This window comes from Campylobacter sp. RKI_CA19_01128, from assembly GCF_025771175.1.
GTDB lineage: Bacteria > Campylobacterota > Campylobacteria > Campylobacterales > Campylobacteraceae > Campylobacter_D.
Map to the genome: position 1 here is coordinate 22,082 of NZ_JAKMPU010000009.1, position 16,310 is coordinate 38,391.

The window sequence follows — 16,310 nt, forward strand, 5'->3', positions numbered from 1 at the left end:
TTTTATTTGTTTTTTCCATAAACTCGTTGTAAATTTTGCAAATTTGAGCTTGCATTTAAAAGCAAGGCATCAGCCATGCAAATTGCTACCATAGCATTTACCACAACACTACCTCTTATACCCACACAAGGATCATGCCTGCCTTTTAACTCGTGTATAACATTTTCTCCTTGAATATTTTGCGTTTGTTGGGGTAAAAATATAGAAGGAGTTGGCTTAAAATATGTTTTTATATCGATAAAGTCCCCATTAGAAATTCCGCCTAAGATCCCACCGCTATGATTGCTTAAAAACACCCCATCTTTCAACTCATCATTATTTTGGCTTCCATACATATAACTACTTTGAATACCGCTTCCTATTTCTATAGCCTTAACCGCATTTACCCCCATAATTGCATGAGTAAGTTTAGAATCAAGCTTATCATACAAAGGCTCGCCTAAACCTTTTATAAGGTTTTTCACTCTAGTAAAAACTCTAGCGCCTATGCTGTTTTTTGCCTTTTTAGCTTTTAAAATTTCTTCTTTAAAACTTTGCTCTAAATTTTTATCTAAAGCATAAACTTCACTATTTTTAGCATAATCAAAATCAAACTCATCATTGCTAAGTTTGCTATCAATGCTTCCTACTCCAAAAACTCCGCTCATTATCTCTATGTCAAATTCTTTTAAAAGCATTTGTGCTACAGCTCCTGCTGCTACTCTTGCTATACTTTCTCTAGCGCTAGCTCTTCCACCGCCTCTATAATCTCTAATGCCATATTTGTGATAATAAGTAAAATCAGCATGTGCAGGACGAAATACATCTTTTTCATAATCTTTTGAGCGTGTATTTTCATTATACACCAAAACACTTATAGGAGTTCCTGTTGTATAACCCTCAAAAACTCCACTTAAAACTTGAGCTTTATCTTCTTCTTTTCTAGGAGTGCTAAATTTATTTTGACCTGGCTTTCTTTTATCTAGCATTTCTTGCAAAAAATCAAAATCAAATTTCACCCCTGCTGGCATACCATCTATCACACAACCTATAGCTTGACCATGAGATTCGCCAAAGCTTGTAAATTTAAATCTTACTCCAAAACTATTCATAGTTTTCCTAATTTCTCAAGTGCGATTTTAGCACATTGTTGTTGGGCTTCTTTTTTACTACCTGCTATAGATCTTGCTACTTCTATGCCTTGAATTTTTACTGCGATTTCAAATTGCTTTTTATGATCAGGCCCAAAAGCTTTTACCACTACATACTCAGGCGTGCCTGCCATATTTGCTTGTGTAATTTCTTGAAGTCTTGTTTTATAGTCTTTAAACAAACTTTGTGTGTCAATATGCGGATAAACTTCATTAAGCAAATTTAATGCTATATTTTTAGTTTTTTCAAAACCTATTTCTAAATACAAAGCCCCCATTAGTGCTTCAAAAGCATCAGAAAGTATGGAAGGTTTGTTGCGTCCATCGTTATTTTCTTCTGCAATAGACATAAAAATACATGCTCCAAGATCAAGTTTTTGCGCTAAAGTTGCAAAAGATTTTTCATTCACCAAAGCTGCTCTAAGTTTAGAAAGATTTCCTTCTGAGTCTTTTTGAAATTTAAAAAACAAAAACTCCCCTACCACTAAATCCATCACAGCATCACCCAAAAACTCTAATCTTTCGTTGTTATAAGGCTTTTTGTAACTTTTATGCGTCAAAGCTTCGATAAGCAATTGCTCATTTTTAAAATGATAATTTAATCTTTCTTGGAGTTTTTTAAGCATTTATTGACCTTTCTTCTTGGAGCTTTAAGGCTGCATTTCTTGCTAGCTCATCACAACGCTCATTTAATTCATGGCCATTGTGCGCTTTGATCCAAAAAGCAGTTATTTTATGATCTTTAGCTACATTTAAATACTCTTTCCAAAGATCAATATTTTTTTTACCCTTAAAATCTTTTTTTACCCAACCTTCAAGCCATTCATTAATACTTTGTACCATTAAATTTGAATCTGTGTATAACTTTACCTCACATGGTTCTTTTAAAGCTTTTAAAGCCTCTATAATAGCCATTAATTCCATGCGGTTGTTTGTTGTATTCTCACACGCCCCACTTTGTTCTTTTTGATGATTTTTATAAGTTAAAACATAAGCCCACCCTCCAAAGCCAGGGTTGTTTAAGCAAGAACCATCAGTATAAATTTCAATATTTTTCAAGCTTTTACCTCATAATAAATCTCACATTTTCCAAATTCATAACAAAATGGACAATGATAAAAAAACAAAGGACTTTGATTTTTACAATTATTACATACATAAGTAAAGCTAAGATTTGCACTTAGCTCATTATCGTTTAAAATTTTTAAAATTTTTAGTTTATGATTTTTGATAGGAATAGCTTTGTTGCTTAAATTTTTTGCATAAAAAAACTCGTGGTATTTTTCATCTTCAAGATTAAGCGGACTTTTGCATTCATTAAGCAAATCAATGACATTTTCAAATTGAGGCATTTGAGTAAGTTTATCTTTATAATGCAAAAAGCAAAGTCTTAAAATATACTCATTATCCTTGCTCAAAGCTAAAATTTCTTTTAGTTTTTGTTCTTGCTCTTTAGAACTTGCTTGAATTTTTAAAGCTTTTATCAAGGCTTTTTCTGTATATATATTTTCTCCTAGCTCAAACAAACACTCTAAAACATCTAAAACCTTGTCATAATCTTTGAGTTTTAAATAAACAATTTTTAAAAGTTTTAAGCTTTCTTTATTACGTGCTTTAATTTTTAAGGCATTTAACAAAGCTTCTACACTACGCTCTAAAAATCCTGCTTTTAGATAAACTTGTGCTAGTGAAAAAAAGATAAATTCTTTTTGGCTTGCTTCATTTGCTTTTTGCAAAGCTATGAGATAAATCCCCACAGCTTTTTCAAATTCACCACTTTTGGTAAAAATTTGAGCTAAGAAATTTAAATTTTCTATGCTTAAATTGGCATTTTTTAAAATTTGTTGGTGTGTGGAATTAATTTCAAATTTTTTTACAAAACGATCAAGTTTGCTTTTTTGATCTTTATTTGCAAAAATACGCCATATATAATGTGAGCTAGCTATGATAAAAACCAAAGCAGTTAAAACAATAAGACCAAATAAAGGATCGCGGTATTCTACAAAGAAAAAATCCATAACCTTACAACTTAATTTTCAAATTTATAACAATTATAGCTAAATGCTTATATAATTTTCTTTAAGGTTTAAAGATGATAGAACAAGCAAGTATAGAACAACTTTTACAAAAAACAGATATTGTTGATATCATAGCTCATTATGTTGAAGTAAAAAAACAAGGCTCAAGCTATGTTTGCGTTTGTCCTTTTCATGATGATAAAAATCCTAGTATGCATATTAATTCTATTAAAGGATTTTATCATTGTTTTGCATGCAAGGCCGGGGGTAATGTTTTTAAATTTGTAATGGATTATGAGAAATTAAACTTCGTTGAAGCGGTGGAAAAAGTTGCTTCATGGAGTAATTTTTCACTTACTTATACCTCGCAAAAACAAGATAATAAAAAATCCATCATTCATATCTTGCCTACTCTTAATGCTTTTTATAAACAAAACCTAGCTAAAAACAAAGAAGCTTTAGCTTATCTTTATAAAAGAGGCTTAAATGATGAGGATATCAGAACCTTTGAACTAGGCTTTGCGCCAAGTTCTAATGAAACACTAAGACTTTTACAAAATGAGCAAATCACTCAAGAAGAAGCTTTAGAGGTAGGTGCGATAAAACAAAATGAAAATGGCGCTTATGCAAGTTTTATCAACCGCATTACTTTTAGTATTTATGATCATAAAAATTTGCTTATAGGCTTTGGTGGTAGAACTTTAGATGAAACAAATATGGCAAAATATGTTAATTCTCCCCAAAGCAAACTTTTTGATAAATCACGCGTTTTTTATGCACTCAATTTAGCAAAAGATGCCATTTATAAACAAAAAGAAATGATAATTTGTGAGGGCTATATGGATGCTATAGCCTTTCATAAAGCAGGATTTAAAAATGCTGTAGCGGTTTTGGGAACTGCTTTGGGTGAAAATCACATACCTTTAATAAAAAGATTAGAAGCAAGAGTAATTTTGTGTTTTGACAATGATAATGCAGGACTTAATGCTGCTGTGCGTTCAGCACATTTGCTAAGTTTAGCAAAAATTGATGGAAAAGTAGTCTTAATAGAAGGTGGAAAAGATCCGGCTGAACTTGTAGCAAGCCATCAAGAAAAATTACTTTTTAATATTTTAGAAAAAGGTATAGAACTTGGAGAATTTTATATAAGAAGTTTGATTGCAAGTTGTGATTTAAACTCAGCACTTAGTAAGCAAAAGGCTTTAGAAGAGGTACAAAAATACACTTTTAATCTTGAGCCTTTAGTAGCAAATTCCTACACTACCTTAGTAGCAAATCTTTTGGGTGTAAATATTAATGATATTAAACTTTCTAAAAATACAAGAAAAAACATAAACTTTACTAATCCCATCAAACAAAATAAAATCAATAATATAAGCGAGTTAGAGCTTTTGAAATTTTTATATGAAAATAATGAAACCATAGGGCTTTTTAAACTTTTAAGCGCAAAAGAATATTTTTTACACCAAGATATTACTAAAGCTATTTTAGAGCAAAAAAACTTTGAAGATCCTAGTATAAGAGAGCTTTATGAATTTGAAAATATCAAAAACTTAAGCAATTTAGAAGAATTTTTATATGCTATTTGCAAGATCAACCTTGCATATTTTAATAAATTAAAAAGTTTAAATTTAAAACAAGCCTTTAAAAAACAAATTTATAATTTGCTCAATCAAAATTTAGAAAAAATCAAAAAAAGCTATCAAAATGATGAAGTTTTTTTTAATCACTTGATAGAAGTTTTAAAAAGCGTGCATTTTTTAGATGATGAGGAAAGTTTGGAATTATTTTTAAATAGACTACAAAAAAACATCAAAGATAAAAAAGCAATTCATTACAACTTTGAAGAAGAAGTTTTTTAAATAAAAACTTGCATAAAAATTAAAAAATATTCATTACAATATGCCAAAAATTTCGAAAGGAAAAAATGAAAGCATTAGCACTTTTTAGTGGCGGGCTTGATTCTATGCTTGCTATAAAACTCATAAGCTCTCAAGGTATAGAAGTAAAAGCTTTAAATATTAATATAGGCTTTGGTGGCACAAGCGATAAAAGCGAACTCATGGCAAAACGCGCTGCTATGGCAGGGGCTAGTTTTGAAATGATAGATGTAAGAAATGCATATTTGCAAGAAGTTTTATTTAACCCTCAATATGGATATGGAAAGCATTTTAATCCTTGTATAGATTGTCATGCTTTTATGTTTAAAACTGCTCTTTCAATGTTAAAAGATGAAAATGCAAGTTTTATCATCACAGGAGAAGTAGTTGGTCAACGCCCAATGAGCCAAAGAAATGATGCTATGGCCAAGGTTAAAAAACTAGCACTTGATGAAGAAGATTTAATCTTACGTCCAATGTGTGCTAAAAATTTACCTCTAACCAAACCTGAGCGTGAGGGTTGGGTTGATAGAGAAAAGTTAGAAAACATAAGTGGAAGAAGCAGAAAAAGACAACTTGAACTAGCTGCCAAATTTGATTTTGAAGATTTTGAAAGTCCAGGCGGTGGATGTTTGCTTACACTTGAGAGCTTTTCTAATAAAATCAAAGATTTCATTAAATTTGATAAAAATATGCAAGTTAATGATGCTCAACTTTTAAAATACGGACGCCACTTAAGACTTCCAAATGGCTCTAAAATGATAGTAGGTAGAAATGAGCTAGAAAATCAATTTTTAAAAGAATTAAAAACTCAAAAATACGAAGAATTAAAACTTTTTGATTTAATAGGTGCTTATTCTTTAGTGGATGAAAACATCAATCCACAAGATCTTGAACTTGCTCTAAGCATAGCACTAACTTATGCTAAAACTCAAAATAATACAAAATACAAAATAGGCTTTAAAGATAAAATTTTCCAAAGTATGGCTTTTGAAGATAAAAATAAAATTCAAGAATATTTTATAAATTAAACTACCCTTTAAAGGGTAGTTTTTTAGAATTTCTTTCTTCTAACCTCTGCTACAATATCAGCTGACATAGAATCAACTTCATTAGCTACAGAATTAGTCGCATGAGCAATTTGTGAGTTTTCTTTAGTTAAACCATCAATTACTGAAACAGATTGATTAATTTGCGAAATTCCTAAAGCTTGCTCTTTAATACTCTCACCCATTTCATTAATAGATTGAACTAAGATATTAGTATTAGCTTCTATTTCACCTAAAGACTTTTGAGTTCTTTCAGCTAGATTTCTAACTTCATCAGCAACAACAGCAAAGCCACGTCCATGTTCACCAGCACGTGCTGCTTCAATAGCTGCATTTAATGCAAGTAGGTTAATTTGATCAGCAATATCTCTAATAACATCGGTTACATCTTTAATATCACTACTTTGCTTAATAACCTCTTCAGTTCTTGCTGCTACTGCATTCATAGAAGCGCTCATCTCTTCAACTGCAGCGGCACTTTCTTGTAAAGAATCGGCTTGTTTTTGCGCACCATCATTAAGTTTTAAAACACTCTCTTTTAAAGCATCAGCTTTAGTTTGAAGCATTTCACCTTGACTTAATGAAGCTTGAAGCATTTTTCTAATCTCTGCGCCTACTGCATTAAGTGATTTTTCTATCTCACCTTCTGCATTTTCAAGCTTATCGGAAAAATCAAGATTTTTAAAACTTGCAAAAACTCTTTCTATTTCATTTAAATCCCTACCTATTTTTAATTCCATATCCTCAAGCATTTTGTTTAATACTTCTTTTAATTCTACAAGTTTTGGATTTACAGGATTTGCCTCTATTCTTTGAGTGAAATATCCTTTTTCTATTTCACAAGAAACTTCTAAAATATTTTGCACAGTAATGTCATCTTTTTCCAAGCAAGTTTGAATATACTGGACATTATCATTAATCACACCAGCCATTTTGCCTATTTCATCATTATATCTAGGTTTTAAAACTTCTACTGTTGCAACCTCATGATTTAGGTATCTAAAAAATTTCATTAAATGACTTTGGAGTCTTTGTACTCTAATAGAAACAATTCTTTTTACAGAAATACTGATTGCAATCACGATAAAAATAACCGCTATAACAGAACTTGCCAAGATGATATTTCTAAGATCTACGATTGGCGCATACACAGATTTATTAGGCACAACAGCCAACATAGCCCAATGAATTCCAGTATTTGGCCACACTTCAAATACCCTTATAGCTCCATGATATTCACTACCATCATCTGCTATATAATCAATAGCTCCTGCATGGATAGTTTTTTGAGCTTCTATCACATGAGCTGCATTTTTATTAACATCCGTAATTTTCTTCGTAACAAAATCTGCATTTGGGTGTGTAGCTATAACACCATTGCTTGCTATTAAAATCCTTCTTGCTCCTTGATAAATTGATCTTGATGGATCATTTAAAAAATCTGCGATAGGTTTAAGATCATAAAGCATACCAACAACACCTATTGCCTTGCCTTCTTTATTTACAATAGGTGCAGCTACATTAAGTCCTAAAAATTTATTACCTTGGATGTTATACCATCTTGGTTCACCAAAATAAAGCTTATCACCACCCATTAAATTTTTAATAGCTTGTGTTGAAGCTATTTCTTCACTTGCTGCTATAGTTTGCATACCGCCAACATTATTTGCGTCATTATCTTTCATCAAAATCATAAATTCATTATTATTTGTAAAGTATTTTGTATCAACACCTAAATTTTTATATACAGAACCATCTTGCAAATAATAATAACCATAAGCCACATCACGGTTTGCATCAATAGCCTCCCCTAGAATATTTTCTATCCTTTTTGGGTTTATAGCACCTTCTGAAATAAGATTGTTTAATGTTCTTTGAGTACCAATAGCACTTACAAATAAAGACTTGATACTTGCTTCAGCTTGATTTCCATAGCGATGTACAGAAGCTGTAAGTGTATTTTCTATCTGCGTATTTAAAATAGCAGTAGATCTGTTAATAATAAGCAAAGACAAAGCACTCAAAATTAAAATAACAGTAATAATTGCCACGAAGACAATTTTTGCACCAAGACTCCAATTTCGCATTTTCTCTCCTTAGATATTAAGTGGTAAAATATTCTTGTTATTATAAATAATTTTTATTAAAAAAATATAAAAAATTATTTTATTTTTATTTATTTTATAAGAATTGCAATTACTTTTATTTTTTATCGCTTAAAATACTATAAAATAGGGGGGAGGGTAATGGATTTTTAGTTAGTATTTTTTACTATTTATATTTAAAATATATTAAAAGTTACAAAATCGCTTTGTCCATTTTCGCTAATAATATTAAGAGTATATTTACCTTTTTTTAAATTTAAGGCCAAAGATTCTTCCTTACCTTCGAAAATTAGCTCTTGATTTAAATACCAAAAAAGCTTTTCTTTTCTAGGATTTGTAAGCTTTATTAATAATTTTTGTGAACCTTTTAAATCTTTTGGTAAAATGATATTAAGATTATTTAATGGATAAATAATTTTTAAATTTTGATTATAATTTTGCAAATTTTGCCTTTCTTTTGCAAAAAACGCTTGTGCAGTAGAAGGTAAATTTAATACAATCTTTTTCTTTGCATGGATGAAATTTTCATCTAAAGAATCAACTTCTTTGTTTTTATATATAAAAACTTCTTTTAAAAATGGCGAAGTCCTTAAAACATTTGCACTTTGTGGGTAAAGTACCTCTTTAAAATCAAATTTATAATCATATCTATACCCTGTTTGATTTTCAATTTTGATAGTAACCAAATCACTAGGCTTTTCAAATTCTAAATTAACTCCCTCAAGTAAAGCTAAAAGCTCAAAAAACAGTTCTCCTGCTATGCTCACACCATATAAATTTGCATTTGCTTCGCCATTAAAATTTCCAACCCATACTCCTAAAGTGTATTTTGGAGAAGTTCCTATAGCCCAGGCATCTTTTCTACCATAACTTGTGCCTGTTTTCCAAGAGATGATAGTATTAAAATCATATTGTCTTAAACCTGATCTATCCAAATCCTTTAAGGTTTGTAAGGTTAAAAAGCTTGCTCCATCACTAATAAGTTTTTTATCTTTTTTAGTAAATGTATTTTCTTCATACAAAAGCTCTTTAAAATTTCCATAATTTCCAAGTCCCAGATAAATTTTTACCATATCTTCTAAACTCAATTCTTTTGTACCTAAAATCAAAGAAAGTCCATATTTTTTAAAATTTTCATCTTCAAAACTTAAAATATCTTTGAGTTTATAAAAAAACTTCTCATACCCATATTCTGCAAGCAAGTTTACAAAAGGGATATTAAGTGATTTTTGCAAAGATTCTTTTGCGCTAATAAGGCCATGATATTTTTTATTTGCATTTTGTGGAGCAAAATTAGAAAAAAATGTAGGCACATCAAGCATTAAAGATTCAGGCACTATAAGTCCCTCATCTATGGCAAAAGCAAAAAGCAAAGGTTTTAAGGTTGAACCCACACTACGCTTTGCAATAACCCCATCAACTTGACCAAAACTTGCAAAATCATAAAAATCATTAGATCCTACATAAGCTAAAACTTTATTTGTTTTGGTATCTGCTAACAATATAGCTAGATTTTTTATGCCTTTTTGTTGTAGTTTATAAGAATATTCTTTAGCTTTTTCTTCAAATTTGATTTGAATTTTTTTATCTATACTAGAAACGATTTTTTCTTTATCCGCTAAAAGCCTACGTGCTAAATGCGGAGCTAAGTTTTTTCTTGCTTTAAAACTAGGAAGTTTTTCAGCCTTTGCAAGAGTTAAGATATCTTTAGAAAAATATCCCTTTTCAAAAAGCCTATCAAGCAAAGCATTGCGTTTTTTTAAAAGCTTATCTTTGTTTTTTTCAAGATTAATCAAACCTGGATTATTAGGAAGCACAGCAAGTAAAGCTGCTTCGCTCCAAGTAAGATCTTTTAAATCTTTTTCAAAATAAAACAAACCCGCACTTGCAACACCTACTAAATTTCCTCCATAAGGGGCATTGTTTAAATAAAGCTTTAGAATTTCATCTTTTTCATAAGCACTTTCTAAAGCAAAAGCTTTGATGATTTCGTTAAATTTATTAAAATATGTACGTTTATTTTGCTCTAGAAGTTTGATTGTTTGCATAGAAATTGTACTTGCACCACTTCTTTTACTTGAAAAAAGATTATTTTTAAAAGCTCTTATAAGTGCTAAAAAATCTACTCCATAATGAGAATAAAAATTTTTATCTTCATATAAAATAACTGCACTTTTTAATTTTTGTGGTATAAAATCACTCTCTAAGTGCCATTGTTCATTAGCATCTAAAAATACACTAAGAATTTCTTTGTTTTTATCAAGTAAAACCTTGCTATAAGTGCCTTTAAATAAATCCTTGCTATCAAAACTAAAATAAACTAAGCCTATGTAAAAACATAGGCTTAAAAAGCATATTGCAAGGCTTATTTTGATTTTCACTGCACTACTTTGACTCTTTTGCTCTCACTTAAAGCTTTATAAGCATTATCATACATTGCCTCAGCATAAGCTCCGCTCAAAGTATAAACACCTGGAGTAACAGCACTTAATTTCACAAAAAATTCTCTTGATTCATCAGAATATAAAGGAAAGAAATACATGATTTTATCATCTCTTATATCGACAAAATCATAATAAGAATTTTTCACAAAATCAGGAGTTTCATCATCTAAAAGATCATGCACTATCTCCCATCCACTTGGTAAAATTTGAGTTAAAGCTATATTAGAAGCGCCTGGATAATTTTTATTTGATATTTTTAATTTCATATAAAAAATTTGAGAACTTTTTATAGTACTTTCATCTATTTCATTTCCATTTTCATCATAAAAACTTCTTTCTATATACATACGCTGTGCAAAAGGTTCAGCAATACCTTTTTTAATACCCTCTACTCCAAAATGTACAAAAGTATCTTCTTTAGCTTCTATCAAAGCGCTGCCTTGATTAAACTCAAATTTAGAAAAACTCGTATTGAGCTTTTTATCCTCGCCATTAATTTTTACTCTTGCATTGATAGTTTTAGGGCTTTCATCGCTAAAGCTATTTGCCAAAGCATATAAAGCATAACCTGTGCTTTGAGTACTAAGCCAAGCTTGGCTTTCTAAAGTTGTTTTAATATCATCTAATAATTCATCATTATCTTTACCATAGATTATTTTATACGCATTTGCAATAATAGCTTCATCTCTTAGAAAAGATCCATAAGTATGAGTATAATTAGCTTTTCCATCGGGCTTTGTGCTTAAATTTTTAGCTATATTTAAAGCTACCTCATCAAAACCTGCTAATTTATAAGCTGCGCTAAGTTGCCAAAGACTTACATTATTTAGGCTTTGCAAATAAGTACTATCTTCATAAATGGCATTCATTATGCTTAAATTTGGCTCTTTAGCTAAAGCTAAAAGATATAAAGAATTTATTCTAATTTCTTTATTTATTTGAGTTTTTAAAACATAACGTTTTTGATAATCAAGCCATGCTTTAAACATTCCCTCACTCACATAATAACCTCTTTCTTTAGCTAAAATCATAAACATACCCGCATAATTACTTCCCCAAGCATCAGAATCTTTAAGTCCTTGCCAATAAGCAAAGCCGCCATTAGCAGTTTGGAAATTTGCGTATTTACTTAACAATGCATTGATATTGTTAATATTTTTTTGCTCATTTGCCCCTTGATCAAGTTTTTGTAAAAAAAGTTGTGGTAAAACTGCTGAAGTGCTTTGCTCTATACATCCATAAGGATAATTTTGCAAGTATTTTAATCTATGATTTATATTTAAAATAGGCTTAGAACTCACACTTAAAAACGCCACTGGATTAATATAATCTTGTGTGATTTTAAACTCCATAGAAGTATTTGCAGGAATTTTAAAAGATTTACCCTCATAAATAATGGTATTTAGCGCTTTTATATCAATTTGCGTATTTTGAGTATAGGTGTAATCTTTTGCATTTAAACTTAACTCTATTTCTTCTACTCCAAGCTTGTTTGAATTTACTTTTGCATTAACATAAATATCTTTGCTTTTTTCATTACCAAAGTCAATTAAAATTTCATCGTTTTCAAAATTTATGAGTGAATTTTTTGTTTTTAATTTAAGTTTTGCATTTTTTACATCATCATCTACTTTAAATACTTGTACCAAAAGCTTAAACTCATCATCAGGCCTTAAAACCCTTGGCAAAGTTTCAAGCATTACAGCAGGTGCGCTAACTTGGATATCTTTAGAAGCGCTACCAAAACCTGCTAAGTTGCTTGCCACTACCATAACTCTAACCGAACCTAAGTATGATGGCATATTAAATTTTAATTTTGCATAACCATTTTCATCACTTTGTACTGGCTCTTGAAACAATACAACAGGTTTAAAGCGTCTTGCTTTTTCATCATTTTTGCTTTTATTTGCTCTACTTTCTAAGAAAACATCACCACCCGTAGTTAATACCTTAGAAGCATTAGAAATATTTTTAGCAATGATTTTATCATAGGTATCATATATGCTCATGTTAAAGCGTGTTTTTTGATAAAAATACCCCCAAATATCTGGGGTTTTAAAAGCATTCACATCAAGCAAGCCCTCATCTACAATAGCGACGGTATAAGTATAACTTTGCTTGTTTTTACTTTGAATTTCTACTTCAAAATCTTGTTTTGGCATGATTTTATCCGGTACTTTTAAATCAAGCTCGATTTTACTTTGCTCATCTACTACATTTAAAGGCACCACGCCAAAAAGTCTTAAGGCTCTATCGTTGGTATATTGATCATAATCTTGAAGTAAAATCACGCTCACATAAACATTTGGCATATATTCTTTAAGAATAGAAATTTCAACCTTTGTAATATCTTCATGCGTATCTATCACAAAGCGTTTTAAAACCTTTGCATTATCATTTAAAGTAACAATGGCTTTTGCGCCCTTAACACTTTCAAATTCTATAAAAGCTGTTTCGTTCGGTTTGTATTCTTTTTTATCACTTTTTATTTTTAAAGAACTCACTATATCAGCATTACTTGGCGCACCAAAACTACTAATATAAAAAAACTCTCCTGTGCTTGTTTTACTTTGTATATCTTCAAGTTCTATGAACATTTCACCATGATATTCTTTTGGGTCAAATTCTATTTTAACCGGTTTATCCTTACTTAAAATACTTCCTTGAGTAATGATTTGTGTGTTTTTATCTTTTTTGAGTGATTTTAAAAAATCATCATAATTATCATAATCCCACCACCAAGAATAATCATTTGCATAAATAGTATATTTAATCTCCCTATTTGCTATCAAATTCTCATCTAAATCACTCACAACAGCTTCAAAATTAATTGTAGAACCCGAGCTTAAATAGTGATTTTTTAAACGCTTAATACCCACAAAATACTCATGCAATATCACTTGTGAATTCACAAGCGCTTCAACCGATCTTGAACCTTTTTCAAAAACCCTAGCCCTTATGTTAGCTTCAAGATTATATGGAGTATTTTTTAAAAAGTCATTTAAAGCAAACTCTTGCTTTACAAAGCCACTTTCATCTAAAATGCCTTTTAAATTATCTTGATATTTTTGCACTAAAACACTAGGATTTGAAAAAATATATTCTGGATATTTTGAATTTTTATAATCTTTTTTACTTACAAATAAATCAGCTTGATATTGTAAATTACTTGCTGGTGTTCCAAAAAGATATTTTGAGCTAATATTAAAATCTAATTTTTCATTTTCTTTTATACTTTTTGGAGCTTGCATGGATACTTTTATACGATTTGGCACTATATTTTGTACTAAAATTTCTTTATCAAAAATCGTATTTGCAAATTCAACCCTAGCTAAATACACTCCACTTAAAGCTTGTTGATCGAGTGAAATCTTTTTATAAAAAGTTCCATTACTTAAAGGCTCAAGCTTGATTTTATCCAAAAGCTTTTTATTGCGTGGGTCAAAAAAACTTAAAAATATAGGATGATTAACAACTCCTTTATCATTTCTTGCAACCATAGTTAAATGGATATCATCACCTGGTCTATAAACCCCTCTTTCTGTGTAAATAAATACTTTATTTTGAGAAGTTAAATCAAAACCATCAACATCAAAACCATCATATAATAAAGGTGAACTTAAGCGCAAGATAGAAGCTTGTTTATCTTTTGAAGCAATGATAAATAAAGCTTTTGATTCATCAATATCATCAAAAACAGCCAAACCATTATCATCACTCATTTTAGAAACTAAAACTTGGTTGCTTTTGCTAATAACATCAACCCTAACCCCACCTAAAGCCTTTTGCGTAGTAAAATCTCTCACATCTACAAAAAGCTTTTTATTTAAATTTTGAGCAATCAAAGCTATATCTGAAAAAATTAAGTTCTTACTTACTTTTGCTTTTTGGTTAAAAAATCTATATTTTTTCCAACTCTCCATTCCCTCATCAAAAACATAATCAACATCTTCTTCTTTAAAATAAAGCTTGACTATAAACACACCGCTTAAATCTTTTAAACCATCTAATACAATCTCATTTTCTTGCCATTGATTTTTGGTATTTTTTATATCAAAGTCTTTTTTTAACACTATTTCACTAGTATAATCACTCTCTGAAAAAATATCACTATCATAATCGCTTAAATTTTTAGCACCTTGAAGATTTTTATATCTTAAATATTCACTTATGTTATTTGAAAATACTTGATGAACTTCCAAACGAACTTTTTTAACATTCATACTCTTAAAAGCTATTTTTTTACTCGCTTTGCTAGATAAAAATACCCCTTGATTTGTAAAACTTATAGCAGGCTCATAGTCTTTTAAACTTACTTGAGTTTTATAATTTTCTTTTGTGCTAATTCCATCAGCGCTTTTAATCCCTTGAGCAAGTTGAATTTCATAAGTTTTATTTGGAGAAAAATCACCTGTAAGTTTGATTTTATTTCCAAAAGCTAATGCTTTAAAATCTACTTCTGGGGTAATAAAAATCAATTCTTTTAAATTCTGATCTTGTGAAATATTTTGAGAAAAAAGCAATTCTATGTTTTTATTAACTATATTTGCATTTTGAAAAACAAATTCGCTCTTTGCAAGTAAAATATACTCTAAATCTATATTATTTTCTAAGCCTAAAATATCTTTATTAAAAACCACTTTTACATTAGTATTAGTATTTTTGATACTTAGTGCTTTAGAATATATACTTGCTATATCACCTTGGATGATGATTTTATCTATTTGAATTTCTTTTTCTTGTGCAGTAATTTTAATAGCTTTTAACAATTCATCTTTATTAAGAGTATAAAAACTTTGAATATTTAAAAGCAATACACTCTCATCATTTGAAATATTTTGAAAATATCCTTTAATATCTAGTTTTTCAAAAGGAGTTTGGACTTTTAATTGCACTTTTTCATTTGCTAAAATATCATTTAAATCCATAAAAATATCATATGCTTGATTTGCTTTTAAAGCTGTAAAAATATTCAATCTTGTAGGCGTTTCAAGCTCATATTTTACTTTTGTCTTTTGATTATTAACAATAATTTCTCTTTCTTTTATAACGCCTATTTCTTGATTAATAATATTAGTATTAAACTCTATAAAAATACTTTGCGTGTTTTCATTAAAACCATAAGCTCTTATAGCAGAGCTTTTAACTTCATTTTTAGAACAAGCAAACAATAAACTTGCAAGCAAAAACGCAAAAAAACAATGTAAAAACCCTCTCATAAATACCTCATTTTAGTAAATTTTTTAAATTATATCTAAATTCACTCTTGCTTCACTCAAAAAATTATATAATTCTTGCATAAAAAATAAAGGAGAAAAAATGAAAAAGAAAATCGCTACATTATTAACAGTTTTAGGTCTTTCAAGTCTTGCTTATGCAGATGGAATTTATGGAGTGATAGTAGATGTAAATGATGGTGCAAAAACCATTTTAATTGACACCACTTACGGTCAAAAAATGAATGTAAAAATTCTACCAAATACTGAAATTGATATGGATGATTGTGGTATTTTTGGTATGGATAAATACGGCACTTTTAGAGATTTAAAAGTAGGAACTTTTATAGAAGCTGAAGTTTTCCATGGCTATGCTCAAACAACACCAAATCCACAAACACCAAATCAAGTTCAAAATATAACTGCTAAAGAAATCAAAATCGAATGCAAAAAAAGAGCTTATTAAGC

At 29.6% G+C, this 16,310-nt stretch carries 9 protein-coding genes and 2 pseudogenes; 3 read left to right on the top strand and 8 right to left on the bottom strand.

Features of this window, described 5'->3' with window-relative positions:
- Positions 1 to 2 precede the first annotated feature (2 nt).
- Genes aroC through L8U98_RS06515 form a run of 4 tightly spaced genes read right to left on the bottom strand, consistent with a single transcriptional unit; the run spans position 3 to position 3,148 of the window.
- Entirely contained in the window at positions 3 to 1,091 is a 1,089-nt protein-coding gene (gene aroC, locus L8U98_RS06500) for a chorismate synthase (RefSeq protein WP_263725302.1), read from the bottom strand.
- Complete coding sequence (gene rnc / locus L8U98_RS06505) at positions 1,088 to 1,756, bottom strand: ribonuclease III (RefSeq protein WP_263664061.1); 669 nt, start codon at positions 1,754 to 1,756, stop codon at positions 1,088 to 1,090. The genes aroC and rnc overlap by 4 nt, the downstream gene beginning before the upstream one ends.
- Complete coding sequence (rnhA, locus tag L8U98_RS06510; protein WP_039668930.1) at positions 1,749 to 2,189, bottom strand: ribonuclease HI; 441 nt, start codon at positions 2,187 to 2,189, stop codon at positions 1,749 to 1,751. Before rnhA ends, rnc begins: the two co-directional genes overlap by 8 nt.
- Entirely contained in the window at positions 2,186 to 3,148 is a 963-nt protein-coding gene (locus tag L8U98_RS06515; RefSeq protein ID WP_263725303.1) for a hypothetical protein, read from the bottom strand. The genes rnhA and L8U98_RS06515 overlap by 4 nt, the downstream gene beginning before the upstream one ends.
- Before the next feature lie 74 nt (positions 3,149 to 3,222).
- Between L8U98_RS06515 and dnaG the strand changes: the two genes are divergently transcribed.
- Positions 3,223 to 5,010, top strand: a complete 1,788-nt coding sequence (gene dnaG, locus L8U98_RS06520) for a DNA primase (protein ID WP_263725304.1) — start codon at positions 3,223 to 3,225, stop codon at positions 5,008 to 5,010.
- Between the two features lie 65 nt (positions 5,011 to 5,075).
- Positions 5,076 to 6,059, top strand: a complete 984-nt coding sequence (locus L8U98_RS06525) for an argininosuccinate synthase (RefSeq protein WP_263725305.1) — start codon at positions 5,076 to 5,078, stop codon at positions 6,057 to 6,059.
- A 23-nt stretch (positions 6,060 to 6,082) separates the two neighbouring features.
- Here L8U98_RS06525 and L8U98_RS08270 read toward each other — a convergent pair.
- From L8U98_RS08270 to L8U98_RS06540, 4 genes and pseudogenes are all read right to left on the bottom strand, one after another.
- Positions 6,083 to 6,463, bottom strand: a pseudogene (locus L8U98_RS08270) (methyl-accepting chemotaxis protein); the annotation flags it as partial.
- Positions 6,464 to 7,531: 1,068 nt separating this feature from the next.
- Positions 7,532 to 8,164: pseudogene (locus tag L8U98_RS08275) on the bottom strand (PDC sensor domain-containing protein); the annotation flags it as partial.
- Between the two features lie 194 nt (positions 8,165 to 8,358).
- Positions 8,359 to 10,563 (bottom strand): penicillin-binding protein 1C, encoded by a 2,205-nt coding sequence (gene pbpC, locus L8U98_RS06535; RefSeq protein WP_263725307.1) that lies wholly within the window; start codon positions 10,561 to 10,563, stop codon positions 8,359 to 8,361.
- Positions 10,560 to 15,845 carry an Ig-like domain-containing alpha-2-macroglobulin family protein gene (locus L8U98_RS06540; RefSeq protein ID WP_263725308.1) on the bottom strand — a complete coding sequence of 1,762 codons (5,286 nt, stop codon included), beginning with the start codon at positions 15,843 to 15,845 and terminating at the stop codon, positions 10,560 to 10,562. Before L8U98_RS06540 ends, pbpC begins: the two co-directional genes overlap by 4 nt.
- A gap of 100 nt (positions 15,846 to 15,945) precedes the next feature.
- On the opposite strand from L8U98_RS06540, the gene L8U98_RS06545 reads away from it, so the two are divergent.
- Positions 15,946 to 16,308, top strand: a complete 363-nt coding sequence (locus L8U98_RS06545; protein ID WP_263664050.1) for a hypothetical protein — start codon at positions 15,946 to 15,948, stop codon at positions 16,306 to 16,308.
- The last annotated feature ends 2 nt before the right edge of the window (positions 16,309 to 16,310 follow it).

Excerpts from the sequence above, each read along its gene's own strand:
- rnc (WP_263664061.1), bottom strand. The coding sequence starts at position 1,756 with ATGCTTAAAAAACTCCAAGAAAGATTAAATTATCATTTTAAAAATGAG.
- L8U98_RS06545 (WP_263664050.1), top strand. The coding sequence starts at position 15,946 with ATGAAAAAGAAAATCGCTACATTATTAACAGTTTTAGGTCTTTCAAGT.
- aroC (WP_263725302.1), bottom strand. The coding sequence starts at position 1,091 with ATGAATAGTTTTGGAGTAAGATTTAAATTTACAAGCTTTGGCGAATCT.
- L8U98_RS06515 (WP_263725303.1), bottom strand. The coding sequence starts at position 3,148 with ATGGATTTTTTCTTTGTAGAATACCGCGATCCTTTATTTGGTCTTATT.
- dnaG (WP_263725304.1), top strand. The coding sequence starts at position 3,223 with ATGATAGAACAAGCAAGTATAGAACAACTTTTACAAAAAACAGATATT.
- L8U98_RS06540 (WP_263725308.1), bottom strand. The coding sequence starts at position 15,845 with ATGAGAGGGTTTTTACATTGTTTTTTTGCGTTTTTGCTTGCAAGTTTA.
- L8U98_RS06525 (WP_263725305.1), top strand. The coding sequence starts at position 5,076 with ATGAAAGCATTAGCACTTTTTAGTGGCGGGCTTGATTCTATGCTTGCT.